General features: G+C 69.6%; 17 protein-coding genes and 1 pseudogene. 5 read left to right on the forward strand and 13 right to left on the reverse strand.

The window, feature by feature from the left end:
• Window positions 1-53 precede the first annotated feature (53 nt).
• The 5 genes and pseudogenes from ACWPN8_RS34185 to ACWPN8_RS34205 all read right to left on the reverse strand — a co-directional run bounded on the left by ACWPN8_RS34185 (window position 54) and on the right by ACWPN8_RS34205 (window position 8,458).
• Window positions 54-2,123: a methyl-accepting chemotaxis protein gene (locus tag ACWPN8_RS34185; RefSeq protein WP_247872821.1), complete on the reverse strand. Its 2,070-nt coding sequence runs from the start codon at window positions 2,121-2,123 to the stop codon at window positions 54-56.
• Window positions 2,124-2,319: 196 nt separating this feature from the next.
• Entirely contained in the window at window positions 2,320-2,658 is a 339-nt protein-coding gene (locus ACWPN8_RS34190) for an Hpt domain-containing protein (protein WP_492244010.1), read from the reverse strand.
• Window positions 2,659-2,896: 238 nt separating this feature from the next.
• Window positions 2,897-5,761: pseudogene (locus ACWPN8_RS34195) on the reverse strand (PAS domain S-box protein); the annotation flags it as partial.
• Entirely contained in the window at window positions 5,761-7,575 is a 1,815-nt protein-coding gene (locus ACWPN8_RS34200; protein ID WP_492243990.1) for a two-component hybrid sensor and regulator, read from the reverse strand. The gene ACWPN8_RS34200 and the pseudogene ACWPN8_RS34195, both read right to left, overlap by 1 nt.
• Window positions 7,576-7,735: 160 nt before the next feature.
• Window positions 7,736-8,458, reverse strand: a complete 723-nt coding sequence (locus ACWPN8_RS34205) for a response regulator transcription factor (protein WP_109096415.1) — start codon at window positions 8,456-8,458, stop codon at window positions 7,736-7,738.
• A 317-nt stretch (window positions 8,459-8,775) separates the two neighbouring features.
• Between ACWPN8_RS34205 and ACWPN8_RS34210 the strand changes: the two genes are divergently transcribed.
• Together ACWPN8_RS34210 and ACWPN8_RS34215 are read left to right on the forward strand one after the other, a co-directional pair.
• Window positions 8,776-9,240, forward strand: coding sequence for a response regulator (locus ACWPN8_RS34210; RefSeq protein ID WP_109096414.1), 465 nt, complete (start codon window positions 8,776-8,778; stop codon window positions 9,238-9,240).
• Window positions 9,237-10,304 carry an HD domain-containing phosphohydrolase gene (locus ACWPN8_RS34215; protein WP_109096413.1) on the forward strand — a complete coding sequence of 356 codons (1,068 nt, stop codon included), beginning with the start codon at window positions 9,237-9,239 and terminating at the stop codon, window positions 10,302-10,304. The genes ACWPN8_RS34210 and ACWPN8_RS34215 overlap by 4 nt, the downstream gene beginning before the upstream one ends.
• An 86-nt stretch (window positions 10,305-10,390) precedes the next feature.
• Here ACWPN8_RS34215 and ACWPN8_RS34220 read toward each other — a convergent pair whose 3' ends face one another.
• From ACWPN8_RS34220 to ACWPN8_RS34250, 7 genes are all read right to left on the reverse strand, one after another.
• Window positions 10,391-10,810 (reverse strand): RT0821/Lpp0805 family surface protein, encoded by a 420-nt coding sequence (locus ACWPN8_RS34220; RefSeq protein WP_109096412.1) that lies wholly within the window; start codon window positions 10,808-10,810, stop codon window positions 10,391-10,393.
• A 135-nt stretch (window positions 10,811-10,945) separates the two neighbouring features.
• The gene (locus ACWPN8_RS34225) at window positions 10,946-11,341 is read right to left on the reverse strand and encodes a hypothetical protein (protein ID WP_109047856.1); all 396 of its coding nucleotides are present in this window, start codon (window positions 11,339-11,341) and stop codon (window positions 10,946-10,948) included.
• A gap of 208 nt (window positions 11,342-11,549) precedes the next feature.
• On the reverse strand, window positions 11,550-13,385 hold the full coding sequence (gene ggt / locus ACWPN8_RS34230; protein ID WP_492243991.1) for a gamma-glutamyltransferase: 1,836 nt from the start codon (window positions 13,383-13,385) through the stop codon (window positions 11,550-11,552).
• A 193-nt stretch (window positions 13,386-13,578) separates the two neighbouring features.
• Complete coding sequence (locus ACWPN8_RS34235) at window positions 13,579-13,890, reverse strand: YgaP family membrane protein (protein WP_109096410.1); 312 nt, start codon at window positions 13,888-13,890, stop codon at window positions 13,579-13,581.
• Between the two features lie 97 nt (window positions 13,891-13,987).
• Complete coding sequence (locus ACWPN8_RS34240; protein ID WP_492243992.1) at window positions 13,988-16,270, reverse strand: hybrid sensor histidine kinase/response regulator; 2,283 nt, start codon at window positions 16,268-16,270, stop codon at window positions 13,988-13,990.
• A gap of 219 nt (window positions 16,271-16,489) precedes the next feature.
• Entirely contained in the window at window positions 16,490-17,371 is an 882-nt protein-coding gene (locus ACWPN8_RS34245) for an EamA family transporter (protein WP_492243993.1), read from the reverse strand.
• A 103-nt stretch (window positions 17,372-17,474) separates the two neighbouring features.
• Entirely contained in the window at window positions 17,475-18,134 is a 660-nt protein-coding gene (locus ACWPN8_RS34250) for a hypothetical protein (protein WP_109096407.1), read from the reverse strand.
• A gap of 136 nt (window positions 18,135-18,270) precedes the next feature.
• Here ACWPN8_RS34250 and dnaE point away from each other — a divergent pair, with 136 nt between their 5' ends.
• The 3 genes from dnaE to ACWPN8_RS34265 are packed head-to-tail and all read left to right on the forward strand — an operon-like array spanning window position 18,271 to window position 23,634.
• Complete coding sequence (gene dnaE, locus ACWPN8_RS34255) at window positions 18,271-21,777, forward strand: DNA polymerase III subunit alpha (RefSeq protein ID WP_492243994.1); 3,507 nt, start codon at window positions 18,271-18,273, stop codon at window positions 21,775-21,777.
• A 13-nt stretch (window positions 21,778-21,790) separates the two neighbouring features.
• Entirely contained in the window at window positions 21,791-22,678 is an 888-nt protein-coding gene (locus ACWPN8_RS34260; RefSeq protein ID WP_492243995.1) for a hypothetical protein, read from the forward strand.
• On the forward strand, window positions 22,675-23,634 hold the full coding sequence (locus ACWPN8_RS34265) for an acetyltransferase domain-containing protein (protein ID WP_492243996.1): 960 nt from the start codon (window positions 22,675-22,677) through the stop codon (window positions 23,632-23,634). Before ACWPN8_RS34260 ends, ACWPN8_RS34265 begins: the two co-directional genes overlap by 4 nt.
• 39 nt (window positions 23,635-23,673) lie before the next feature.
• Here the strand turns inward: ACWPN8_RS34265 and ACWPN8_RS34270 are convergent, their stop codons facing one another.
• A complete protein-coding gene (locus ACWPN8_RS34270) occupies window positions 23,674-24,126 on the reverse strand; it encodes a MarR family winged helix-turn-helix transcriptional regulator (RefSeq protein ID WP_109452428.1) in 453 nt (150 codons plus the stop codon).
• Between the last annotated feature and the right edge of the window lie 469 nt (window positions 24,127-24,595).

Genomic DNA, 24,595 nt, shown 5'->3' on the forward strand with positions numbered 1-24,595 from the left:
GCTGTAGGGGCGGGCTGTAGGCCGGCCCCCGCGAAGCCGCGGGTCACGTTGCGTCACGCAACGGCGGCCATCGGCGTCAGGCCATGGGTCAGGCGCTCCACCTCGCGCTCGAAGGCCTGCCGGTCGGCATCGGACAGATCGAACTTCACGTGCAGCCGGCCGCGCTCGCTGGACTTCACCCGCGCGGTGAGCGGCCGGGCCACCCCGTCGATCCGCAGGGTCACCATTCCGCCGGTCACTTGGTCAGGAGCGCCGGTCAGCATGGCGCCGCCCGCCGACAGGTTGGCGACGACGGCACGCACCGGGACGGCGCCGGCGATCTCCAGGCCGCAGCCCATCGACACGGCGAAACGCGGGCGCTGGCGGCGGTCGACATCGCTGGTGGCGGTTCGCACAACGCGGATCAGCACATTGCGCAGGGCGTCGATGCCGCCGGCAACGTCGTCGGCCACCGTCCGCACCTCGCCGGCGCGGTTCTGGGTGGCGTCGGCTTCGGTGGAGACGCGGCCGATGCGCAGCGACACCTCCTTCGCCGCGTCGCTGGTTTGGCTGACCGAGCGGGCGATCTCCTGGGTGGCCGCCGCCTGCTCCTCCACCGCGGCGGCGATCGAGGAGGAAATCCCGGCCACCTCGTCGATGGTTTCCGCCACCTCGCCGACGACGCCGACGGCCGATGCGGTCACCGATTCCACCTCGGCGATCAGCGAGCCGATCTCCTCGGTGGACCGCGCGGTCTGGCTGGCGAGGGTCTTCACCTCGTTCGCCACCACGGCGAAGCCCCGCCCGGCATCGCCGGCCCGCGCCGCCTCGATGGTGGCGTTCAGCGCCAGCAGGTTGGTTTGGCTGGCGATGTCGCCGATCAGCCGGGCGACGGCGCCGATGCGCTCGACCGATGCCGACAGCCGTTCGATGGTGGAGCGGGCCAGCCCCGCCCGCTCCACCGCCCGGCCGGTGACCTGGGTTGCGGTGGACACCTGCATGCCGATGTCGCCGATGGAGGCCGACAGCTCCTCCGTCGCGGCGGCGACGGTTTCGGCGTTGCTCAGCGCCTGCTGTGCGGCGGCGGCGACGTTCTGGGCGTTGTCGCTGACCTGCACCGCCGATTCCGCCATGGCGCCGGCATTGCCGCTCATGCGGCCGGTCCGTTCGGCGACATGATCGACGGCGACGCGGGTCTCGCGCTCCACCTTCTCCGCCATCGCCTCCAGCGCCCGGCGCCGCTCCTCCTCGCCCCGGCGGCGGGTCTCCTCCTGGGCAAGGCGCAGCCGGGCATTCTCCCGGGCGCCCTGCTGGAAGACGCGGACGGTGTCGGCCATATGGCCGATCTCGTCCCGGCGCTCGCTCAGGCCGACCTCGACGTCCAGGCTGCCGCCGGCCAGCGCCACCATGGCGCTGCGCAGCCGCTCCAGCGGGCGGATCATCGCCGCCTCCAGGAAGACGACGCAGGCCGAGGCCATCAGCAGGATGACCAGCCCGGCGCCGGTCAGGGTCCAGCGCAGACCGTCGGCCGCCTCCCGCACCGCCCCGATGCCGCCGGTCAGCGCCTTCAGCCGGTCGGCGCTGAGGGCGACGACGCTGGCGCCCAGCGCCTCCATGCTGTCGCCCATGGCGTCGGCGACGCTGTCGAATTCGCCCATGATCCGGTTGCCGGCCTCCGGCCCGCCGTCGATATAGGCCTGCGCCATGCGCCGCCCCATCTCGTAATAGGGACCGAAGGCCTTGCGGGCGCGCCCGATCTCGTCGACCACCTGCGGCAGGGCCAGCGCCTGCGCCAGCTCGGTGGCCCTGGCGGTGTGTTCCTCGAACCGGCGGGCATAGTCGGCGGCCTTCTCCGGCCCGTCATTCATGCCGTCCAGCCCGCGGGTGGCGGAAACGTCGGTCAGCCACTGCTGTGTCTGCACCACGTCGAACCGGATTTCCCCGACCAGGGAAACCAGGGGGATGACGCTGCCGACAAGGTCATGCGTATCGCGCTGCACCTCCGACAGATGGTCGGTCTGCCCGTTCATGTCGCGCATGGTGAGGACGGAGGACAGGCCGACCGCGGCGAAGACGAACACCGCGACCGCCACGACCTTCGCCCGGATCGAGATGACGTGGAGAATGCTTCCGGCAGCCATCATGATAAGGAACTTTACTGGTTAAGAGTACGAATGATCGGCGCAGGCCGAGACTGCGTACCCTAGACCTTCCACACCGTTCGGTCACCGAAAATACTTCCTTACGGATGCATATGCGACGCGAAGTCGCTGTTCTTCTTGAGAAACTCTGTGAAATCTCTTCGGAAACAAAGTAACGGCCGCCAGAGTATTCATTGCGTCAGGCCGTCTCCTGCTCCATCGCGGCGTCGTCCGCCGGCTGGAACCGGGACGCCAGGGCATCCAGCGTGGCCTCGGCCACGCCCTCCAGCGCTTCGCAGTGCGGGTCTCCGGCCGTCCAGCCGCCATGGTCGAGCGCCTGCTGTTCCAGCAGCGAAGCCAGACGGCTGAGGCGCACGGCGCCGATGTTGGCGGCCGTTCCCTTGAGCGTGTGGGCGATGCGGACCGGCGGCACGGCGCCCCCCTCCCGCCCGGCCGCGCTGCGGATGGCGGCCACGCTGTCGCCCACCGTCCGCCGGAAGGCGACCACCGTCTGCGCCCAGGCCTCCTCGCCGATCACCGCGCGCAGCGACGAGGCCTGCCCGTCGTCCAGCAGCGGGGCCGCGCGCCAGAATCTCCGCCTCGGACGGGGCGGGCGACGGGGCGGCCGGGGAAATCGATGCCAGGGGCACCCGCGGCGGCAGGCCGGACTGCCCCCATGTCCCGCCCGCCGCCCGCGACGCGGCCACCGAGGCCAGCACGTCGAACAGGTCGGCGGAAACGATGGGCTTGGTCAGATAGGCGGTCATGCCGGCTGCGAGATACTCGGCGCGGTGGCCGGGCATGACGTTGCCGGTCAGCGCCACGATGGGCAGGCGGGCGGCCTCGCCCGGCATGGTGCGGATGTGCCGGGTCGCGGTGACCCCGTCCATCACCGGCATCTGCACGTCCATCAGGACGAGGTCGAAACCGCCCTCCTCCACCAGACGCACCGCCTGCAGGCCGTCTTCCACCGCGGTCACGCGATTGCCGGCGCGGCGCAGCATGGTGACGACGATGTCGCGGTTGATCTCGTTGTCCTCGGCGACCAGGACATGCAGGCCGGCCGCCTGCGCGGTTCCTTCCGCCGCATCGCCCGCCGCACCGCCCCCTGCCCCGCCCCCTGCCGCCGTCACCGGTTCCGGGGCGCAAGGCACGGTCAGCACCCCGGCCGACGGATCGGCGGCGGGTTCGCAGCGGACGGTGAACCAGAAGGTGCTGCCCTTGCCCTCGGTGCTGGCCACACCGATGCGCCCGCCCATCAGCGTCACCAGTTCCCGGCTGATTGCCAGCCCCAGCCCGGTGCCGCCGAAGCGCCGGGTGGTGGAGCTGTCGGCCTGGGTGAAGCGGCGGAACAGGGTCTGCTGCACATTCTCCGGAATGCCGATTCCGGTGTCGGCCACCTCGAACCGCAGGACGAAGCCGCCATCTGCCGCCCCCGTTCCGGCCGCCTCCAGCCCGACCCGCACGGACACGCCGCCCCGGTTGGTGAATTTCAGCGCGTTGCCGACCAGATTGACCAGCACCTGCCGGATGCGGCGCAGGTCGGCCCGCACCCGGTCGGGCACGGCGGGCGCCACCTCCCGCGTCAGGATCAGGCCGCGGCCGCAGGCGGTCGGCTCCAGCAGGTCGATGCTGTCGCCCAGCACGGCGCGCAGCTCGAAATCCACCGGCTCGACCTCCGCCTTGCCGGCCTCCAGCTTGGACAGGTCGAGGATGTCGTCGATGATCTGCAACAGCGCGTTGCCCGACCGGTTGGCGACGTCCAGAAGCTGGCGCTGCTCCTCGTTCAGGTTCGGCCCCTCGACCAGGGCGAGCGCCCCCAGCACCCCGTTCATCGGCGTGCGGATCTCGTGGCTCATGGTCGCCAGGAACTCGCCCTTGGCGCGGTTGGCCTGATCGGCGGCCTCCTTGGCGCGGCGCAGGCTGGCCTCGATCTCGCGCTGGGCGGTGACGTCGCGCAGCGCGCCGGTGACGTAGCGGCGGTCGCCCTCGCGCCAGCCGGCCAAAGTCACCTCCAGCGGGAACTCGCTGCCGTCCTTGCGGCGGCCGGTCAGCTCCCGGACCTCCGAGCGCGGCGCGGAGGCATCGCTCTCACGGTAGGTGGCCAGCAGCCCGTCATGGACGGCGCCCATTGCGGTCGGCATCAGCCGGGTCATCGGCCCGCCAACCATGTCGGCCGCACGGTAGCCGAACAGCCGCTCCGCCGCGCGGTTGAAGGCGTCGATGGTGCCATGCTCGTCGATGGTGACGATCGGCTGGCCGACCGCCTCGAACATGGCGCGGTAGCGCGCCTCGCTGGAGGCCAGCCGGTTGGCGGCCAGCTCCCGCTCGGTGATGTCGGTGGCCGAGCCGCGATAGCCGCGGAATTCCCCGCTCTCGTCGAAGACCGGCCGGCCGCTGACGCTGAAATAGCGCAAGCCCGCCGCCGTCATCACCCGGTAGCGGAAGTTCCGGAACGGCTCCCGCCGCTCCATCGCCTGACGGTGCCGCTCCCACTTGGGCGCATCCCCCGGTTCGCGCAGCGCGACATCCTCGCGCCTGAGGCCGATGGGCAGCGTGCCGTTGACGACATGCGGGACCAGCGGCCCGGCCAGGTTGGAGAAGCGCAGGTCGGCGTCCATCTCCCAGAACCAGTCGGACGCCGTTTCCGCCTGGTCGCGGAACCGCTCCTCGCTCTGGGCCAGCTGGCGGGCCAATGCGGCGAGCCGCGCCGTCTGCCGCGTCGCCAGCAGGGCCAGCCCGATCAGCCCGGCGCTGCACGCCACCGCCGCCAGCAGATAAACCCGCTGCCGCCGCCGCGTGTCGGCCAGGAAGGAGCCCTCGTCGAAGGCCGCGGTGACGACCAGCGGATAGGTGGACAGAGTGCGGAAGGATTGCAGGCGTGGAATGCCGTCGATCGGGCTGGCGGTGCGCACGAAGCCGGTGGGCCGGAGGCGCGCCATCTGCAGGGTCGGCGATCCGCCGACGTCCCGCCCGACGATGCGGTCGTTCATCAGCGAGCGGGCGCGCAGGATGCCGTCGGTGCCGATGATCGCCACTGCCCCGTTGGGGCCGACGTCCAGCTCCTCCAGCGAGCGGCTGAAATAGAAGGGGTCCATCGACGCGACCAGCACCCCGGCGAAGCTGCCGTCGCTGTTGTCGATGCGCCGCGTCAGCTGGATCGACCATTTGCCGGAGGCGCGGCCGAACACCGGCTTCCCGATGAACAGGCCGGTGGCCGGGTTGTTGACATGGACACGGAAATGCTCGCGGTCGGCCAGATGGATGCGAGCCGGCGCATCCTCGACGCTGGTGTGGATGAGGTCGCCATGCTCGTCGATCACCGCCAGCTGGACCAGGATGCTCGACCGCTCCACCGCCTGCCGCAGCATCTGGGTGATGCCTTGGGTCCAGCTGTCGCCATGCTCGTGGTAATCGTCGATCAGGAACAGCAGGATCTGGTCGGCCTCGGCGATGGTCCGGGTCGCCTGCTCGGCGACGACGCGGGCAAGGTTGCCGCTGTCGCGCTCGGCCCGCGCCATCGCCTCGGCATCGTCGTAATGGGCCAGCGTCAGGGCCGCCGCCCACAGTCCGGCGGCGATCACCAGGGTCGCCGTCCAGATGGCGCCGATGAAGCCTTGCAGATGAAGACGTCCACGCATCAGCGCCGCCCTCCGGCCATCCCGTCCCCGCTGCCCATCCGGCTGCCGCCGGCAGCGAGTGCCGCCACCGCGCGCGCCAGCCGCGGCAGGTCGACCGGCAGCGGCAGCAACAGGTCGGCCGGTCCGCCGGCCTCGGCATGAAGCGGGACGGCGCCGACCCCCGAAAGCTCCGTACCGGCCGCGCCATAGAGCACGCACAGCAGGTCCGGCCGCAGCGCCTTCAGGCGGCCGGCCAGCGCAAGGCCGGCGGGAAGCGCGCTCAGCCCCGGACCGATGACCACCGCATCGAAGAATCCCGGCTCGTCGGAGATGACGTCCAGCGCGTCGCGAAGGTCGTCGCAGACCGACACCTCGAATCCCTGCCGTTCCAGCCCGGTCTGGAACCGGTCTCCGGACGCCGGGTCGGCATCGACGACCAGAACCTTGCAGGCCGGCGCGGAACTGCGCGTCGCCGGACCCGGCACCTGCCGGGGCAGCAGCGGCGGCGCCTGCTGCGGCTGCTGTGGCGGCGCGTTCTCCGGTTGCGGTGTCACCGCCCTGGAGGTGCGGGGCGGCGGCGGGACGGCGGGAATGTGCAGCCGCACCGCCGTTCCTTCCACCGGGTGGGTCAGCAGGCTCAGCCCGCCGTCATGGAGCCGCGCGGTCAGCAGGGCTGCCGGCCAGGAGGGGCCCTCCTCCCGCTCCGACTGGCCGCGGCGGTAGCAGGCGCGGGCGGACAGCAGCGGGTCGACCAGCATGGACAGCAGGGCGTCGGCCAGCGGCGGGCCATCGACCCGCAGTTCGAACAGGATGTGCGGCCCGCGGCGCGGCGTCAGGAGCGGCCGGACGGTCCAGCCGGCGGCATCCCGATCCGGATCGTCCTGATCCGCACCCAGCTCCGATCCCAACCCTGCCCCCAGCCCTGCCCCCAACTGGCCCGGAACCGAGGCGCGCAGGCAAAGCCGGGCATCGCCGGCCCGGCCGGAGGCGGCGAGGATCTCCGCCGCCAGACCCGCCAGGGTCCGCGCCAGCAGGTCGGCGTTGCAGACCGGATCGGGCACGCCGGGATCGTGGCGGACGGCTAGGCTGCCCGGCTGCACCGGAACGGTCCGCAGCAGTGCGGCCGCCTCGTCCAGAATGCCGACGGCCCGCTCGGGCTTCAGCGGGACCGGCTCCATCCTTGCGGCCGACACCAGCCTGCGCAGGCCGGGACCGACGCGGGTCACCGCCGCCAGGACACGGTTGGCATAGTCGGCCTGGGGCGAGTCCGCGGGCAGGTCGCTGACCAGGAAGTCGGCATAGCCCGAGACGGCACCCAGCGCATTGTTCATGTCGTGGACGATGGCGCAGGCAAGCTCGGCACGGACGTCCATCGCCGCCAGCTGCTGGCTCCGCAGCCGCTCCGCAGCCTGCCTGTCCCTTTGCCGCAACGCCTCTTCCAGCGCGGCGATGCGGACGGTGGCCCCGGCGGCCATGTCGGCAGCCATGTCGGGGACTGTGGGGGAGGCCGGCCGCCCCGGCGGCGTCACCGGACCGGGGATAGGGCCAGGGAAAGGGAGGGGGGACGGGACGGCAAACGGCGTGGACTCCGCCGCCTTGTCGCGCGCGGCCTTGCGGCGCCCGGCATTCCAGACCGACAGCAGCGTCAGCCCGGCCGCCGCACCGCAGCCGGCGGCCAGCAGCGGAAGCGCCAGGGGCGCCGCCTCGCGCAGCGGGTCGAGCGCGGACAGCAGAAGCACCGCCGCACCGCACAGCGCCGCGATGGCGGGCGCGGCGGTGGCGGGCGCGGCGCGGACCGTTTGCGGAGCAGGCAGGGGATGGTCGGATGGGCTCATCGGCAACTCGGAATGCGGCCCCATTTTTTGCGGCCCTATAGCGGTTGGCCCATCTCTGCCGCACCGGACGAAGGCATGTGACGAGAGGAGGCGACCATACCAGAACGGCCGGCCTTCCGCTGCTGGGACCAGCCCTATGCGGCAAGCGGTCTTGCCGGAGTCAGGACGACGCTTCGTCCAGGCTGCGGGACAGCAGCCCGGCCTGCTGGGCGCGGCGCACGGCGTCGGTGCGGTTGCGGGCACCCAGCTTGCGCAGGATGCGGCGGGTGTGCAGCTTGACCGTCACCTCCTGAAGGCCGAGGTGACGCCCGATCTCCTTGTTGGTCGCCCCGGTGGCGAGCATCGACAGCACCTGCTCCTCCCGGTCGGTCAGGGGCGAGGACGGCGCCCCCTCCCCCTCCAGCGGCGGTCCGTCGGCCTCCTCCGCCTCGTCGATGTCGAGCGACAGGTCGGTCATGTGCAGCAGGTCGAGCGCCACGCATTTCGGCACGAAGCTTCCGCCTTCGGCCACCAGACGCAGGGCCTGGGCCAGGATTCGGCGCGGCGTCGTCTTCGGCAGGAAGGCTTCGGCCCCGCAGCGCAGCACCTCCAGGGCGGTCAGCGCATCCTCCGCACCCGTCACCACGGCGACCGGCCCCTGGACCCCCGCCTGGCGAAGCACGGCGATCGGATTGCTTCCCTCCGCACCGGGCATCCGCCAGTCGAGCACGATCAGGTCATAGCGGAAAAGCATGGCGGGGCTGCCGTCGGCCGAAGCCGGCGCCGCGGGCAGTTCCAAAAGCGAGCCGATGCAGCCGATTTCCGCATCCGGCCAAGCCTGACGGACCGACAGCTCCAACGCGTCCCGGAACAAGGGATGGTCGTCCGCCACCAGGATCTTCATCAACCAGCCTCCGCCACCCTCGGCAACCACTCGTCCCATAGTATCAAGATTTTCTGTTATACTGGCCGAAATCTTAAGTTTTCGTGGCTTCCCCATATTTCATGCCAGTCATAATTTTGCATGCCGGTCATATTTCCCCATCTCCGTCCGGCGCCACGTCTTCATGGACGTAGGATAATATCCCCGCTATCCCATTTCCCGTCTCCACTATCCCAGACACAGCGGGTGCGCGCGCCGGCAGCCGGTTATGGTGAAGCCTAGCGATTTCTCTCCAGCGCGGCCCGGCGGTCACGCGGCGGTTTACGGAAGCGGCAACCATGGAAATGTCCCTTTTCGAGTTGCGGAGCCGGTCCACCCCCTCCACAACAACTGAATCCGCTCCGTCGATCCTGCTGGTCGACGACGACCCCGACTTCCGCGGGATGGTGCGCACAGCCTTCCAGCGCGCCGGCTACACCGTGCACGAGGCTGAGAACGGAAACGCGGCACTGGCGGTCATGGAACGGCATGCGGTCGATCTGGTGGTGACGGACATCATCATGCCGGAGGCCGACGGGTACGAGATCATCCTGCGGCTGAAGTCACAACAGTCGCGCCCGCCCCTGATCGCGGTGACCGGCGGCAGCGTGCGCCTGCGGATGGAACTGCCGGGGATGGCCCGCCTGCTGGGGGCCGAGGCGGCCTTTGAAAAGCCGGTCGACCTGAAGGCCCTGCTGGCCGAGGTCGGCCGGCTGCTCGCCGCCCGCAAGGACAGCGACCGGAAAGGCGACGCCGCAAGATGAACATCCTCATCGTCGACGACGACCGCACCAATCTGTTCATCATGGCCGCCATCGTCCGCCGCCTGGACGATGCGGAGCCGGTGACCATGGAAAGCCCGCTGGAGGCCGTCGAATGGCTGCGCGGGAACGAGCCGGACCTGATCCTTCTGGACCAGATGATGCCGGACATGGACGGCATCGAGCTGCTGCGCCACATCCGTGACGATGCGCGGCTGGACACCGTGCCGGTGGTGATGATCACCGCCAACACGGCGGTCGACATCCGCGTGCGGGCGCTCGACGAGGGCTGCAGCGATTTCCTCACCAAGCCGGTGGTCGTGCCGGAGGTGCAGGCGCGCCTGCGCAACCTGCTGGCGCTGCGCCACAGCCGCGCCCTGCTGCGCGACCGCGCCGCCCTGCTGGCTGCCGAGGTCGAGCGGGTGACCGCCGCCCTCCAGCGCCAGGGCGAGGAACTGGTCAACCGCCTGTCGCGCGCCGCCGAATACCGCGATCCGGAGACCGGCGCCCACATCGAGCGGATGGCGCTCTATTCGAAGCTGGTCGCCGAAGCGGCCGGCTGCGGCGGCGCCTTCGCCCAGGAGCTGATGAAGGCGGCGCCGATGCACGACATCGGCAAGATCGCCATCCCGGACATGATCCTCTTGAAGCCGGGACGCCTGTCGCCGGAAGAGATGACGGTGATGCGGCAGCACGCCGCCATCGGCCACCGCATCCTGGCGGACAGCCCCATCCCGCTGCTGCGTCTGGCGGCGGAGATCGCGCTCAGCCATCACGAGAAGTTCGACGGCAGCGGCTATCCCAACGGTCTGGCCGGGACGGACATCCCGCTGTCCGGCCGCATCGTCGCCATCGCCGACGTGTTCGATGCCCTGACCTCCGCCCGCCCCTACAAGCAGTCCTGGACGCTGGAGGAGGCGCGCGCCTACATGGCCGAGAACCGCGGCCGCCATTTCGACCCGGCGCTGCTGGACGCCTTCCTGTCGCGTTGGGACGACGTGTGCAGGATCCACCACGAGAACGCCGAAGAGCCGTCCGACCTCGTTCCCGAAGCGATTCATCACTGAAAAGCGCGGCTGAAAGGACGTGCCTGAACGGGCGCGAGGGCCGGTGAGGCCCTCGTTTCACGATCCGCCCTTGATTCGACCTGCCCTCAGTTCACGATCCGCCAGGTCCCGTCGGACTGGAGGCAGGCGGTGCCGTAGACCGGCTGAGGCCGGCCGCCGACCATGGCGCTGCTCTGGTATTCGCGGCATTGCTGGCCGCTTCGCGAATAATAGACCGGTCCGGCCGGATCGGCGCCGACCGTGGCCGGAGGCGGTGCATAATATTGCACCGGCGGCGGCGCGTAGACGACCGGCGGCGGCGCGTAATACTGCACCACCGGCGGGGGCGGCGCGTAGTAGCGGTACGGGTGGTAATAGCCATAGGCCGGGAAAATCGGTCCAACGCCGATGCCGACCGATACCGACGCGCGCGCCTGTGCAGCACCCGGAACGGACATCACGGCGGCTGCGGCCGCAACCGCCAGCATCGCAGCACCCAGGGCGACCGCCCTCCGCACCGTCTTCATCTTCGTCTCCCGGCCTCTATCTCCCGGCAGCGGTCCGCGGAAACCGTCCCGCCGGCCGCCTGAGATATGGCGCCATCATACACCGGTCCCGCGGCGCATCACAGGGGCTGCGCGCGGGGGCCGCATGCAGGATTGTCAGATGTCGAGCGGCAGGTTGTCCGGGTCGAAGCCCAGCTGCTCCACGATGGCGCGGGCGAGCGGAATGCTGGTCTCGAACCGCCATTCGGCCATGCCGGGACGGTATTCCGAAACGTTGGGGCGGCCATTGGCGAAGCGGCGCGGATGCAGCTCGTACCAATAGATGTCGTTGAGGCCGACACCCTGTTCCTTCGCATAGGCCTCGGCGATGCGGGGCCAATCGTTCACGGCCGGCTGGGGCAACCCGGCCGCTTTGGCGATGTCGGTCTGTTCCAGGAAGGCGACGATGCGCTTCCCCTCGCGCTCGAAATCGGCGACCCGGATGGTGACGGGCTGCTTTCCTTCACGCTGATAGGTCCACTCGCGGTTCTTTTCGACCAAGGCCTTGTCCACGGCAAATGCTCCGGTTCACTCCTGCAAAGGCTAACCGACAGGCCCGCCTTAATCCAACTGTTCCGTTGCCTTTCCCGAACGGGCACGAGCCTTTGGCCCCTGCGCCGCCGGTCATGGCGGATCGAAGGTTACCAAAGCACGCCGCTTTTTCTTTGTATACGGGAATTGTGACGCCCGGCCGTCGCCGGGCGCCCGTCTTCCCATCCGGTCACTGCCCTCCGGACAATCCCCTCCCCAATTGCTCCCTCAATATCCCAGCGTCATCCCGTCGGGATTGCGCGGGTCGGAAAAGCCGTACAGGCCGTCCTCGCGCAGCTGGATGGTTCTGGGTGCGGCCCATCGTCGGCTTGACCGCCACCTTGTGGCCCATCTGCTCCAGCAGGCGGACGGTGTCGGGGCTGAGGCCCTTCTCCACCCGCAGCTCGTCGGGGGTCCACTGGTGATGGACGCGCGGCAGGGCGGCGGCCTCGGCCGGATTCATGCCGAAGTCGATGTGATCGATCACCGTCTCCATGGTGGTGGTGATGATGCGGCTGCCGCCGGGGCTGCCGGTGACCAGCCAGGGCTTGCCGTCCTTCAGCACGATGGTCGGCGACATCGAACTGAGCGGCCGCTTGTAGGGCTGGACGGCGTTGGCGTCGCCGCCGACCAGACCGAAGGCGTTGGGCACGCCCGGCTTGGCCGAGAAATCGTCCATCTCGTTGTTCAGCAGGATGCCGGTGCCTTCGGCGACGATGCCGCTGCCGAAATTGAGGTTCAGCGTGTAGGTGGTGCTGACGACGTTGCCCTGGTTGTCCGCCACCGAGAAATGGGTGGTCTGGTCACTCTCGTAGGGCGCCGGCTTGCCGGGCTTGATGCTGCCGGCCGGGGTCGCCTTTTCCGGATCGATCTTCGCCGCCAGCTCGTCGGCATATTTGCGCGAGGTCAGGCCCTTCACCGGCACCTTGGTGAAGTCGGGATCGCCCAGATATTCGGAGCGGTCGGCATAGGCCAGCTTCATCGCCTCCGCCATCAGGTGGATCGACCTGGCGCTGTCCGGGCCGTACTCCTTCAGCGGCCAGCGCTCCAGGATGTTCAGCATCTGGATGATGTGCGTCCCGCCGGAACTGGGCGGCGGCATCGACTTCACGGTATAGCCGCGGTAGCTGCCGCTGACCGGCTCGCGCTCCACCACCTTGTAGGCCTTCAAATCGTCCTTGGTGATGTAGCCGCCGTGGCGGGACATCTCCGCGGCGATCCTGTCGGCGATGGCCCCCTCGTAGAAGGCCTTCGGCCCCTGCTGGGCGATCGACTCCAGCGAATTGGCGAGGTCGGGGTTGGCCAGCGTCTCGCCGGCGGTCAGCGGGCGGTTGTCCTTGAAGAAGATAGCGCGGGTGGAGTCCCAGGCGGCCAGATGGTCGCGCTCGACCTCCAGCAGCCCGGCGAGCTGCGGCGTGACGGTGTGCCCCTCGCGGGCCAGCTTGATCGCCGGGGCCAGCACGTCGGCCAGCGTCATCGTGCCGTATTTTTCCAGCGCATGGGCCAGCCCGGCGACGGTGCCGGGGATGCCGACCGCCAGATGGGTGTAGAGCGAGCGGTCGGGGACCACCTTGCCCTGCTGGTCGAGATACATGTCGCGGAAGGCCTTGGCCGGCGCCATCTCGCGGAAGTCGATGGCGACGTCCTTGCCGCTCTTGGCGTCATGCACGACCATGAAGCCGCCGCCGCCGATGTTGCCGGCATTGGGCAGCACCACCGCCAGGGCGAAGCCGACGGCCACCGCCGCATCGACCGCGTTGCCACCGCGCTTGAGGATGTCGACGCCGATCTCGGTCGCCAGCCGGTGCTCGGAGGCCACCATCCCGTTCCGGCTGCGGACGGGATAGAAGATGTTGTAGCCGAGGTCGTAGCGGACCGAAGCCGATGCCGGTGCTGGGGCCGGGGTCGATACCGGGGCCGCGGCAGTCTGGGCGGGCGCCGGCACCGGCAGCACCAGGGCGGAGCCGACGCAGAGCGCCGTCACCGCCGCAAGGGTGGACCGGGGTCGGAAAGCGGTGAACCACATGCGGTGAAACTCCTGAGCGGGACGTCAGGTCGGGGGCTGCTGCCCGGGCCCCGCAGGATGTCACACCCGCGGCCCCCGGTCTTCACCCCGTCGCTGGCCTGCCCAACAATTCACCATCAGGGTTAATGGCGTCACACATTCCCGTGACCGTACTGCGTCATCCGGTGACGGGATGGACCCGTCGCGGGGCGGATCAGTAGGTTTCCGCCATGCGCGAATGGTCGACGGCCTGCGACTCGCCATAGGAGCCGCCATGGCCCAGCCGGTCCTGGTGATCGCCGGACAGGCGGTCCTTCAGCGGGCAGTGGCCGCTCATGCCGCGGGCGACCAGCGCGGCGCCGACCAGGCCCATGATGGCGCCGGGAATGCTGGCGCCCTTGCGCAACCCGCCCGCCGCGACGGCAAGGCCGAGGCCGGTCGAGACGATACGCTCGCCCATGCCGAGGTTGGTGTGGCCTTCAAAGACGCTGTCATAGGCGTCGCGGATCGTGGATTGGGCGTTCATGGCTTCTCCGGGGGCTAAAATGGAGTGGGATCGCCCTTCCAACGCCGCCACTCCCCCGATGTTCCCCACGAGGCCTTCCCGAAACGCCGCCCTGCCCTCACCCCTCGACCGACGCCATGTCGCGGATGGAGCGGACCAGCCGCGACGGTTCGATCGGTTTGGACAGCACCGTCAGCGACACTTCGCACACCGCGGCGGTGGAGGTCAGATCCTCGGCATAGCCGGTGACCATCAGGATCGGCGTCTCGTCCTGGCGGGCGCGCAGGGTGCGGGCCATCTCCAGCCCGGTCATCCCCGGCATCATGTGGTCGGTGACGATCACGTCCGGCCGGAACCCATGGTCGAGCAGCGACAGCGCCGCCGCCGCATCGGCCGCCTCGCGCACGGCGAAGCCGGCCTGGGCCAGATAGCCGGCGGTGGCGGAGCGCACCAGTTCCTCGTCGTCCACCAGCAGGATGGCGCATCCGGCGCCAATCGCTGCCGTGTCCGTTACCTTCGTCCTCGCCGGCGGCGGCGCAGGCGGCACCGCGGCCACGTCCGCCGCCTGCTCGGCGCGCGGCAGATAGAGCATCACCGTGGTGCCCAGCCCCGGCCGGCTGTCCAGTTCCACCCCGCCGCCGGACTGGGTCGCCAGCCCATGCACCATGCTGAGGCCGAGCCCGGTGCCGCGCCCGACCTCCTTGGTGGTGAAGAAGGGCTCGAAGGCGCGGGCGGCGACCTCGGCCGCCATGCCGGTGCCGGTGTCGCGCACCCGCAGGACCACATAGTCGCCGGCCGCGAGCCCCTCCACCTGCACCGGCAGCGGACCGGCGCCCGGCAACCGGCCGGCAATCGCCGGATCGCCAGCCGCCGGATCGCCGGCCTCCGGGCTGGCCACCGTCCGGTTGCCGGCCAGAATCCACAGCGTGCCGCCGCCGGGCATGGCGTCGCGGGCGTTCAGCGCCAGGTTCAGCACCGCCATTTCCAGCTGGGTCGGGTCGATCATCGCCGGCCACAGGCCGGGTGCCACCTCCGTCTCGACCCGCACCGACTGGCCCAGCGTGCGGCCGAGCAGGCGGCTGCTCCGCTCCACCAGCGTCGCGACATCGACCGGGACCGGGCGAAGCTGCTGCCGGCGCGAGAAGGCCAGCAGATGCTGGGTCAGGGTGGCGCCCCGCTCGACCGCCTGCAAGGCCAGCCGGGCCGGGCCGGCGATGCGCTCGTCCTCGGTGCGGCTGTCGATGACGTGCAGGTTGATGCCGATGGCCTGGAGCAGGTTGTTGAAATCGTGGGCGACGCCGCCGGTCAGCTGGCCGATCGCCTCCATCTTCTGGCTCTGGCGCAGCGCCTGTTCGGCCTGCTCCCGTCCCTCCACGGCGCGGCGGGCGGCATCCATCGCCCGCGTCGCCGCCTCGTAGGCGCTGAACTGGCGGGCCAGCGCCCACAGCGACAGCAGCAGCGCCGCGATGCCGACGGCGCTCGCCGCACCGATGGTCCAGGCCTGGATGCGCCATTTGTCCAGCACGGCGTCCAGCCTGCGCGTCACGTTGACCACCAGCGGATAGTCCGCCAGCGCCCGCGTCGCCACCAGACGGGCGCCGTCGTTCAGCCCGCCGGAGGAGAAATAGACGCCGGACTTGGCGCGCTCCAGCACCTTCAGGAACTGGCGCTGGCCCAGCGGCCGGCCGATGTCCGGCAGCACCGGGTGGCGGGCCAGCAGGATGCCGTCGCGGCGCCACAGGCTGATGCTGCCGTCGCCATCGGGCTGCAGCGCCTTGTAGATCCTCTGGAAATAGCTCAGCTCGATGGCGCCCAGCACCAGCCCGACGAAGCTGCCGTCCCGGCCGCTGATGCGGCGGGCCAGATAGACCGTCCAGCTGCCGTTGCCGCGGTTCTGCACCGGCTCGCTGATGAAGGGGGCGGTGGTGTCGTGGTCGCGCAAATAGGCGAAGTAATCCCGGTCGGACACGTTGACCGGCGGGATCGGGTAATAGCGCGAGAAGTTGATCAGGTGCCCGTCGGCCGCGATCATCGTCACCGCATCCAGCTGCGGCAGGCCGGTGATGCGCGCCCGCAGCATCTGGTAGGTGTCGCGCCCGCCCAGCCGGCGGACATACTCCTCCGGCGTGTCGATCCCGTCCGACTTCAGCTGCTCGATGATGGTGGTCAGCACCAGATCGACGCTCTGAGTCGCGCTGGCCGTCTGCTCCGCCAGCGACAGGTTCAGGGTGGACAGCTCGCGCTCCGCCCCCTCCATCTCGCGGTCGCGCATGCTGTCGATGTATTGGACCGTCGCCGCCAGCAGCACGGCGACCGACAGCCCGCCGATCAGCAGCAGGACGCGCAGGGGCCGGCTGGCGCGTAGATGGGCCTGCCAGTGCCTGATCGGCGGAATCGGCATTCCACCGTTTGGCATTCCACCATTCGGTTGCGCGGTCCTGTCGGAAGAGATCAAGGCTTGCCTATGGTTTAGGGACGCAACTATCGACCGGAATGATCCGGACGCCATAGCGCCGCGTCAAGCTCATCGAGTTCAATAGGACTTTAATGCGGCTGGTTCCTCCTGCCAGCCCCATCCGATCTCAAATCGGCCCCCAGTCGGCCCCAAATCGGCCTATGATCAGGCCCGCGCCCGCACCCGCGCCGGCAGTCTCAGCACCGACAGGGCCAGCCCGGCGAACACCAGCAGCCCGCCGGCCAGCTTCGCCGTGGTGAAGGTCTCGCCCAGAAGCAAGGCACTGGAACTCATGCCGAAAATGGGGACGAGCAGCGAGAAGGGCGCGACCAGGCTCGCCGGATAATGCCGCATCAGGAAGCCCCACGCGGCGAAGCCGAACAAGGTCGCCCCCGCCGCGATGTAGATCAGCGAGCCGACTCCGACCACTGTCAGGGTGGTGAAGGCATGGACGATGCGGTCCGGCCCCTCCAGCGCCAGCGACATCGCCAGCAGCGGCAGCGGTGGAACGAGGCTGACCCAGACCATCAGGCTGAACAGGTCGGGGGCCTTGGCCTGCTTCATCACGATGTTCGCAACACCCCAGGCCGCCGCCGCCGCCAGCGTCAGCCCGAGACCGAGCAGCGAGTTGCCGGCCGGCATCTCCAGCGCGATCAGCCCGACGCCGGCGAAGGCGACGGCCATGCCGCCGACCTGACGCGGCCCCGGCCGGTCGCCGAGCGCGAAGGCGGCGAAGATCGCGGTGAAGAAGGCCTGCGCCTGCAACACCAGCGAGGCCAGCCCCGCCGGCATGCCGACGTCGATGCCCAGGAACAGCAGCGGGAACTTGACCACGCCCAGCATCACGCCGATGCCGATGACATAGCGCCAGGGCACCGGCGGCCCCTTGCCCCAGCCCAGCACCACCACCGGCAGCGCCGCCAGCGCGAAGCGCAGGCAGGAGAACAGCAGCGGCGGGAAATCGCGCAATCCGACCTTGATCGCGACGAAGTTCAGGCCCCAGACGGCGGCGACCGCCACGGCGAGCAGGATGTGGGAAGCGCGCATGATCGGAAGGCTAAACGGGCCCTGCCGGACCGGTCAATCGGCGGCGGAGCGCGCGGCCAGCGTGGCTGACCTGCGCGTCACCCCCACGGGCGGGGAGCAGGTTTTACGACTCCGCGTGCAGGATCCGGCATTCGTCCGATGCGTTGATCGCCCAGGACGATCCCGACAGCAGCATCGTGCCGATATCCCCCAGCCCGCTGCTGCGGAAGCTGACGCGGTGGGCGCGGGCGAGCGGCTCCATCTCCTCCAGGAACCCCTTGGTCGGCACAGCGACGTAGAGGCTGCCGTTGGGCAGGCCGCGGGCGCTCAAGGACAGGCGCGGCCCCAGGTCGGACATCACCGCCAGGTCGTAGCGTTCGCCGGGCTTCACCGTCGCCCCGCTGTCCGACGGGGTGAAGCCCGACAGGATGAAGCCCGACTCGGCGGCGGCGGTGCGGAAGCTGAGGCGCGGGGCGGCGTTCTGGCCGACCGGGATGCCGCGCTCGGCGACGCAGAAGGGCTTGCCGCCGGGGGGCGTGTGGATGGTGACGGTCCAGCCCTTGCCGGAGCTGAAGGGTTTGGACGGCCCGTCCGGCAGCCCGGCCGCGGGTTGTTGGGCCGCTGCCGGCGGCGGCGGCACGGTCTCGCAGGCGGACAGCGCCAGCGCCAACCCGGTCAGCAGCGCCCCGGTCAGCAGGGCCGAAGGCGTCGCCGCCCGGACGGCATGGCGGTCCCGCAGGACCGGCCGCAGTCGGACGACGGGTGCAAGGTGCTGCCGATCCATCGCGGCGTCCTCCCCATCCCTGAACGTGTTGCGGCGACTTCCATACCACGTTCGCATGCCCCCGCGCGACCGTCGCGGGAAGCGTCCGGGCTGTGCTAGAACCAGGGGCCCCGTAGCAAGCAAGCCCCCGGTTGCCATGCCCCACGCCGACTTCATCCACCTGCGCGTCCATTCCGCCTATTCGCTGTCGGAAGGTGCGATCAAGGTGAAGGAGCTGGTCAAGCTCTGCCTGAAACAGCAGATGCCGGCCGTCGCGGTCACCGACACCGGCAACCTGTTCGGCGCCCTGGAATTCGCGCTGGCCGCCTCCGATGCCGGCGTGCAGCCGATCATCGGCACCGTGCTGGGCATCACCCGCGTCGGCCCGGCCCAATCAGGTCCAGGAGGGGCCAAGCCCGGCCTGCCCGGCAAGGCGGCGGCCACCCCCGACCAGCTCGTCCTGCTCTGCCAGAACGAGGAGGGCTACCGCAACCTCGCGGCGCTGGTGTCCAAGGCCTTCCTTGAGTTGGACCCGCTGGCCGGCCCGCAGGTGACCCTGGACGCGCTGGACGGTCATTCGGCCGGGCTGATCGCGCTGACCGGCGGCCCCGGCGGCTCGGTCGGCCGGCTGCTGCATGAGGGGCAGAAGGATCTGGCGCTCGACGTCCTGGAGCGGCTGAAGCGGCTGTTCCCCGGCCGCCTCTATGTCGAGCTTCAGCGGCACGAGGGCGGGCGCGGCCATTTCGCCGCGGCGGAGAACGCCATCGAACCGGCGCTGATCGACCTCGCCTATGCCCACGGCCTGCCGCTGGTCGCCACCAACGACTGCTATTTCGCCACCGCCGACATGTACGAGGCGCACGACGCGCTGATGTGCATCGCCGAGGGCGCCTATCTCAGCCAGGAGGACCGCCGCCGCCTGACCCCCGACCACCGCTTCAAATCGGCGGAGGAGATGCGGCTGCTGTTTGCCGATCTGCCGGAGGCGCTGGACAACACCGTCGCCATCGCCCGGCGCTGCTCCTTCCTGCTGAAGCCGATCAAGCCGATCCTGCCGCCGTTTGCCTGCGAAGGCGGCCGCACCGAGGACGACGAGCTGCGCGCCCAGTCGCGCGCCGGCCTGGAGGAGCGGCTGGAGAAGGTCGTCTACACCCCCGACATGACGCCGGAGCAGCGCGCGGAGACGAGGCGGACCTATTTCGAGCGGCTGGAGTTCGAGCTGGACGTCATCGTCAAGATGAAGTTCCCCGGCTACTTCCTGATCGTGTCGGACTTCATCAAATGGGCGAAGACCCACGACATCCCGGTCGGGCCGGGGCGCGGGTCGGGCGCCGGCTCCGTCGTCGCCTGGGCGCTGACCATCACCGATCTGGACCCGCTGCGCTTCGGCCTGCTGTTCGAGCGCTTCCTGAACCCCGAACGCGTGTCGATGCCCGACTTCGACATCGACTTCTGCCAGGACCGCCGCGAAGAGGTCATCCGCTACGTCCAGAACAAATACGGCTACGACCGCGTCGCCCAGATCATCACCTTCGGTAAGCTGCAGGCGCGCGCCGTGCTGCGCGACGTCGGCCGCGTGTTGCAGATGCCCTACGGTCAGGTCGACAAGATCTGCAAGATGGTGCCGAACAACCCGGCCAACCCGGTGACGCTCCAGCAGGCGCTGGACAGCGAGGAGATGCTGCGGCAGGCGCGCGACGGCGACGACACCGTGCGCCACCTGATCGACATCGCCCTGAAGCTGGAGGGCCTCTATCGCCACGCCTCGACCCACGCCGCCGGCGTGGTGATCGCCGACCGGCCCTTGCAGGAGCTGGTGCCGCTCTACCGAGACCCGCGCTCCGACATGCCGGTCACCCAGTTCAACATGAAATATGTCGAACAGGCCGGCCTGGTAAAGTTCGACTTCCTGGGTTTGAAGACGCTGACCGTGCTGAAGACGGCGGTCGACCTGATCCCCGAGAAGCCGGACCTGACCACCGTCCCGCTGGACGACGAGAAGAGCTACCAGCTGCTCAGCCGGGCCGAGGCGACCGGCGTGTTCCAGCTGGAAAGCTCGGGCATGCGCGACGTCCTGCGCCGGCTGAAGCCGAACCGGCTGGAGGACATCATCGCGCTGGTGTCGCTCTACCGTCCCGGCCCGATGGACAACATCCCGAAATACATCCGGGTGAAGAACGGCGAGGAAAAAGCCGACTACATGCATGACAGCCTGGAAGGCATCCTGAAGGAAACCTTCGGGATCATGATCTACCAGGAACAGGTCATGCAGATCGCCCAGGTGCTGTCCGGCTATTCGCTGGGCGGCGCCGATCTTCTGCGCCGCGCCATGGGCAAGAAGATCAAGGAGGAGATGGACAACCAGCGCAAGATCTTCTGCGACGGCGCGGAGTCGCGCGGCGTCAAGGCCGATCTGGCCAGCATGATCTTCGACCAGGTCATGAAGTTCGCCGGCTACGGCTTCAACAAGAGCCACGCCGCCGCCTACGCCCTGGTCGCCTACCACACCGCCTATCTCAAGGCCAACCACCCGGTGGAGTTCATGGCGGCGTCGATGACGCTCGACCTCGGCAACACCGACAAGCTGAACGTCTTCCGCCAGGAGTTGGCGCGGCTGCGCGTCAAGCTGCTGACTCCGGACATCAACAAATCCGACTCCATCTTCGGGGTCGAGCAGCTGACCGACGGGACCAAGGCGGTGCGCTATGCGCTGGCCGCCGTCAAGGGCGTCGGCCAGCCCGCCATGCGCGCGGTGGTGGAGGAGCGGCGGAAGAACGGCCCCTTCAAGAGCCTGTTCGACTTCGCCCGCCGGCTGGATCTGAAGACCATCAACAAGCGCCAGCTTGAGAATCTCGCCTGCGCCGGCGCCTTCGACGGGCTGAACCCCAACCGCGCCCAGGTCCATGCCGCGCTGGAGACCATCATCCGCTACGCCCAGGCGGAGGCGGCGGAGCGCGACAGCGGCATCGGCAACCTGTTTGGCGGCGGCGGGGGCGGCCTGCCCGAACCGGAACTGCCCAAGGTCAAGGACTGGGAGCCGCTGGAGAAGCTGAAGCACGAGTTCGGCGCCATCGGCTTCTACCTGTCGGCCCACCCGCTCGACGCCTATTCCGGCCCGCTCGGCCGCATGAAGGTGGTGCGCTCGGCCGATCTGGCGAACGTCGCCAAGGCCGGCGGCATGACCCGCCGCGCGATGGCCGGCATCATCGTGTCGAAGAAGGAGAAGACCTCCAAGTCCGGCAACCGCTTCGCCTTCGTCGAGCTGTCGGACGCCGCCGGCGGCTACGAGGTCACGCTGTTCTCGGAAATCCTGGCGGCCAACCGCGCCCTGCTGGAGCCGGGCAACGCGGTTCTGCTGACCGTCGACGTCCAGTTGAACGGCGAAGAGATCCGCCTGACCTGCCAGGAGATCAAGCCGCTGGAGGAGGCCGTCGCCTCGGTCAGCGCCGGCCTGCGCGTCGTCCTGCGCGACCCCGGCCCGATCGAGCATCTGCGCGCCACGCTGGATCGGCTGTCGCGCGGCAAGAGCCGCATCAATGTGCTGGTCGAGGTCGACCCGCTGAAGGAGATCGAGATCGAGCTGCCCGGCAGCTACACCATCACCGCGCAGAGCCGCTCGGCCCTGAAGGCGGTGCCGGGCGTGGTGGAGGTGGCGGAGCTTTGACCGGAGCCGGATTGTGACCGGGACGGCGGCGCCCGCTTTCGGGCGCTTCATCGCCATCGACTGGTCCGGCGCGCTGGCCAAGCGCTACGCCGGCATCGCGGTGGCGGAATGTGCCGCGGGCGATGCCGCCCCACGGCTGGTCGAGGGCCCCGGCGGCTGGTGGTCGCGGACGGCGGTGTTCGACTGGCTGCGTGCGGAACTGCCAAAGGAGCCGGCCCTCGTCGGCATCGACTGCGCCTTCTCCCTGCCCTTCGCGGTGGCGGCGCGCGGCTTTCCCGGCCGCGACATCACCGTCTTCGACCTGTGGGAGGCGGTGGAGGAGGCCTGCGCGGCGGAGCCCGACTTCGGCGGCGGCCCCTTCGCCAGCCATCCGCTGCACGGGCTCGGCTTCTGGCATGGCGGGCCGCAGCCGGACTGGTACGAGGACCCGCACCGCGCCACCGAATGGGCCTGCCGCGCCGACGGGCTGGGCCACCCGCAGAGCCCCTACAAGCTGATCGGCTCGCGTCAGGTCGGCAAAGGGGCGCTTGCCGGCATGCGGGTGCTGCGCGCCCTGCGCACCGCCCTGCCCGGCCGGCTGGCGGTCTGGCCCTTCGATGACTCGGCACCGGGCGCCAGCGTGATGGTGGAGATCTACCCGCGCCTGTTCCTGAAACACACCGGCTTCGGCCAGCGCAAGATCCGCGACGGCGCCGAGATGGACGAGGCGCTGCGCCGGCTGGGCTCGCATCCGCTGGAGCGGACCGGGGCGGTCAGCGACCATGACAGCGATGCGCTGGTGTCGGCCGCCGGCCTGCGCTGGCTCGCCGGCACCCCGCGCGCCTGGGCACCGCCGGGGCTGGACGACACCGCAAGGCGGCAGGAGGGGTGGATCTTCGGGGTGGGAATGACCGGATCATGAGCGCAATCGGCATCACGTCGGCACAGGGCCTCGCACAGCGGCCCTCGCGCCGGCCGGCAATCGACGTGGCCCGCGGGTTGGCGCTGCTGGCGATGGCGGCCTATCACGGCAGCTGGGACGCCACCTATTTCGGCCTCGCCGGCTTCGACCTGCTGGGCGACCCGCTGTGGCTGGCTGCCCGCACCGCGATCCTGTCGAGCTTCCTGCTGCTGGCCGGCATCGGGTTGGTGCTGGCGAGCCGCGACGGGATCGACGCCGGGCGTTTCCTGCGCCGGTTGGGGCGGGTGGCGGCCGGGGCCGCGGCGGTCTCGGCGGCATCCTATGCCCTGTTTCCCGACAGCCCGATCTTCTTCGGCGTGCTGCACCACATCGCGGTGGCGAGCGTCATCGGCCTCGCCTTCGTCCGCCTGCCCGCCAGTGTGACCCTGACGGCGGCGGCAGCGGCGGTGCTGGTCGGGACGACCCAGGGCTTCCCGCTGTTCGACAACCCCTGGCTGCGCTGGATCGGGCTGACCAGCGTGGCGCCGGACTCCAACGATTTCGTGCCGCTTCTGCCCTGGATCGGCGGCGTGCTGGCCGGGATCGGGCTTGGCCGGCTGCGGCCTGGACTGGGCGAGGGGGTGGCGGTGAACGGCCGCGCCGCGCGGCTGCTCGCCTTCGGCGGCCGGCACAGCCTTGCCGTCTATCTGCTGCACCAGCCTCTGCTGTTCGGGATCGCCTGGGCCGCGGCGCAGCTGATGCCGGCGGAAACGCTCGCCGTACGCAGTTTCCAGGCGTCCTGCGTGGCAAGCTGCGAGCGCGCCGGCGTGGCGAAAGCAACCTGCACCGCCAACTGCGGCTGCGTGCAATCCGAACTGGCGCGCAATGGCCTATGGGAGGGCTTCGTCGCCAACCGCCTCAACGAGCGCGACCAGCGCGGTCTGCAGGCGGCGGTCGCCGCTTGCCGCAAGCCCTGACGGGCGGCCGGGCTCAAACGCCCGAACCACGCCGGGCGGTCAGACGGACTGGCGCTTTTCCAGCAGGCCGCGCAGCAGGCTGGTCAGCGTCTCGGCCAGCTTGTACTGCTCGTCGCCCGGCAGCGCGGCGATGATGCCGGCGAAGTCGTTCAGCGGGTCGTGGCGCAGCAGTTCCAGCGCCTTCGGCGTCGGGTGCAGCTGGGTGACGCGGCGGTCCTCCGGAACCGGCACGCGGACCAGCAGGTCCTTGCCCACCAGCACCTCGACCATCTGCGAGGCGGCCCCGCGGGTCGTGGCGTGGAAATCGGCGAAGGCCGACACGGTGCGCTGGCTGTTGTTGGCCCCGGCGAAATAGCGGAGCGCCGTCCACTGCGACGGCTTCAGGCCATGGGTATAGCCAAGGCTGTCGGCAATATGGGAGATCTGCAGCATCACGTCGGCGATGGCCTGCGGCGAGGCAGCCCCCGCGTGATCGGGTTCGGCGAAGTCCATGGTGGCTCCGATGGCTCCGGCTCCGATCGGCGTCCGGTCCAGCGTCCCGTTGTTCCGGACCGACATCCGGCCCGCAGCAACACCGCGCACTTTTGCGAAGTCCATTTTTTCCACTCTATAAAGTTTAGTGGCTATACGATGGGCGCATCACAAGGCTGGCGGCTATCGCTGTAAGGCGGCAGCCACATCGATCATAAGATCGTCATACATACTAGCGTGGCTGAACACAAAACGGAACATCGAACACTTCATCCTTTTGTTGCAAATTGTCGCATTGGCTTGAGCCCGGCGAAGGAGGAGCAAAGGGATGGACAAGGCGCTGGAAGACCTCAAAGGCATGACAGACCCCGGCAAAACCGGCATGCCGGCCATGCCCGGGCGCTCAAACGCCATGTTTCACTGGCGTAATCTTTGAATCGGCGGTATACGCGCGCGATGACCACATCCCCCGTTCCGAAGTCCGCATCGC

The organism is Azospirillum sp. UENF 112521 (assembly GCF_058780665.1).

What these genes read in the sequence shown, in the direction of transcription:
- ACWPN8_RS34185 (WP_247872821.1), bottom strand. Translation starts at nt 2,123, where the DNA reads ATGATGGCTGCCGGAAGCATTCTCCACGTCATCTCGATCCGGGCGAAG.
- ACWPN8_RS34200 (WP_492243990.1), bottom strand. Translation starts at nt 7,575, where the DNA reads ATGAGCCCATCCGACCATCCCCTGCCTGCTCCGCAAACGGTCCGCGCC.
- ACWPN8_RS34205 (WP_109096415.1), bottom strand. Translation starts at nt 8,458, where the DNA reads ATGAAGATCCTGGTGGCGGACGACCATCCCTTGTTCCGGGACGCGTTG.
- ACWPN8_RS34210 (WP_109096414.1), top strand. Translation starts at nt 8,776, where the DNA reads ATGGAAATGTCCCTTTTCGAGTTGCGGAGCCGGTCCACCCCCTCCACA.
- ACWPN8_RS34215 (WP_109096413.1), top strand. Translation starts at nt 9,237, where the DNA reads ATGAACATCCTCATCGTCGACGACGACCGCACCAATCTGTTCATCATG.
- ACWPN8_RS34220 (WP_109096412.1), bottom strand. Translation starts at nt 10,810, where the DNA reads ATGAAGACGGTGCGGAGGGCGGTCGCCCTGGGTGCTGCGATGCTGGCG.
- ggt (WP_492243991.1), bottom strand. Translation starts at nt 13,385, where the DNA reads ATGTGGTTCACCGCTTTCCGACCCCGGTCCACCCTTGCGGCGGTGACG.
- ACWPN8_RS34235 (WP_109096410.1), bottom strand. Translation starts at nt 13,890, where the DNA reads ATGAACGCCCAATCCACGATCCGCGACGCCTATGACAGCGTCTTTGAA.
- ACWPN8_RS34240 (WP_492243992.1), bottom strand. Translation starts at nt 16,270, where the DNA reads ATGCCGATTCCGCCGATCAGGCACTGGCAGGCCCATCTACGCGCCAGC.
- ACWPN8_RS34245 (WP_492243993.1), bottom strand. Translation starts at nt 17,371, where the DNA reads ATGCGCGCTTCCCACATCCTGCTCGCCGTGGCGGTCGCCGCCGTCTGG.
- ACWPN8_RS34250 (WP_109096407.1), bottom strand. Translation starts at nt 18,134, where the DNA reads ATGGATCGGCAGCACCTTGCACCCGTCGTCCGACTGCGGCCGGTCCTG.
- dnaE (WP_492243994.1), top strand. Translation starts at nt 18,271, where the DNA reads ATGCCCCACGCCGACTTCATCCACCTGCGCGTCCATTCCGCCTATTCG.
- ACWPN8_RS34265 (WP_492243996.1), top strand. Translation starts at nt 22,675, where the DNA reads ATGAGCGCAATCGGCATCACGTCGGCACAGGGCCTCGCACAGCGGCCC.
- ACWPN8_RS34270 (WP_109452428.1), bottom strand. Translation starts at nt 24,126, where the DNA reads ATGGACTTCGCCGAACCCGATCACGCGGGGGCTGCCTCGCCGCAGGCC.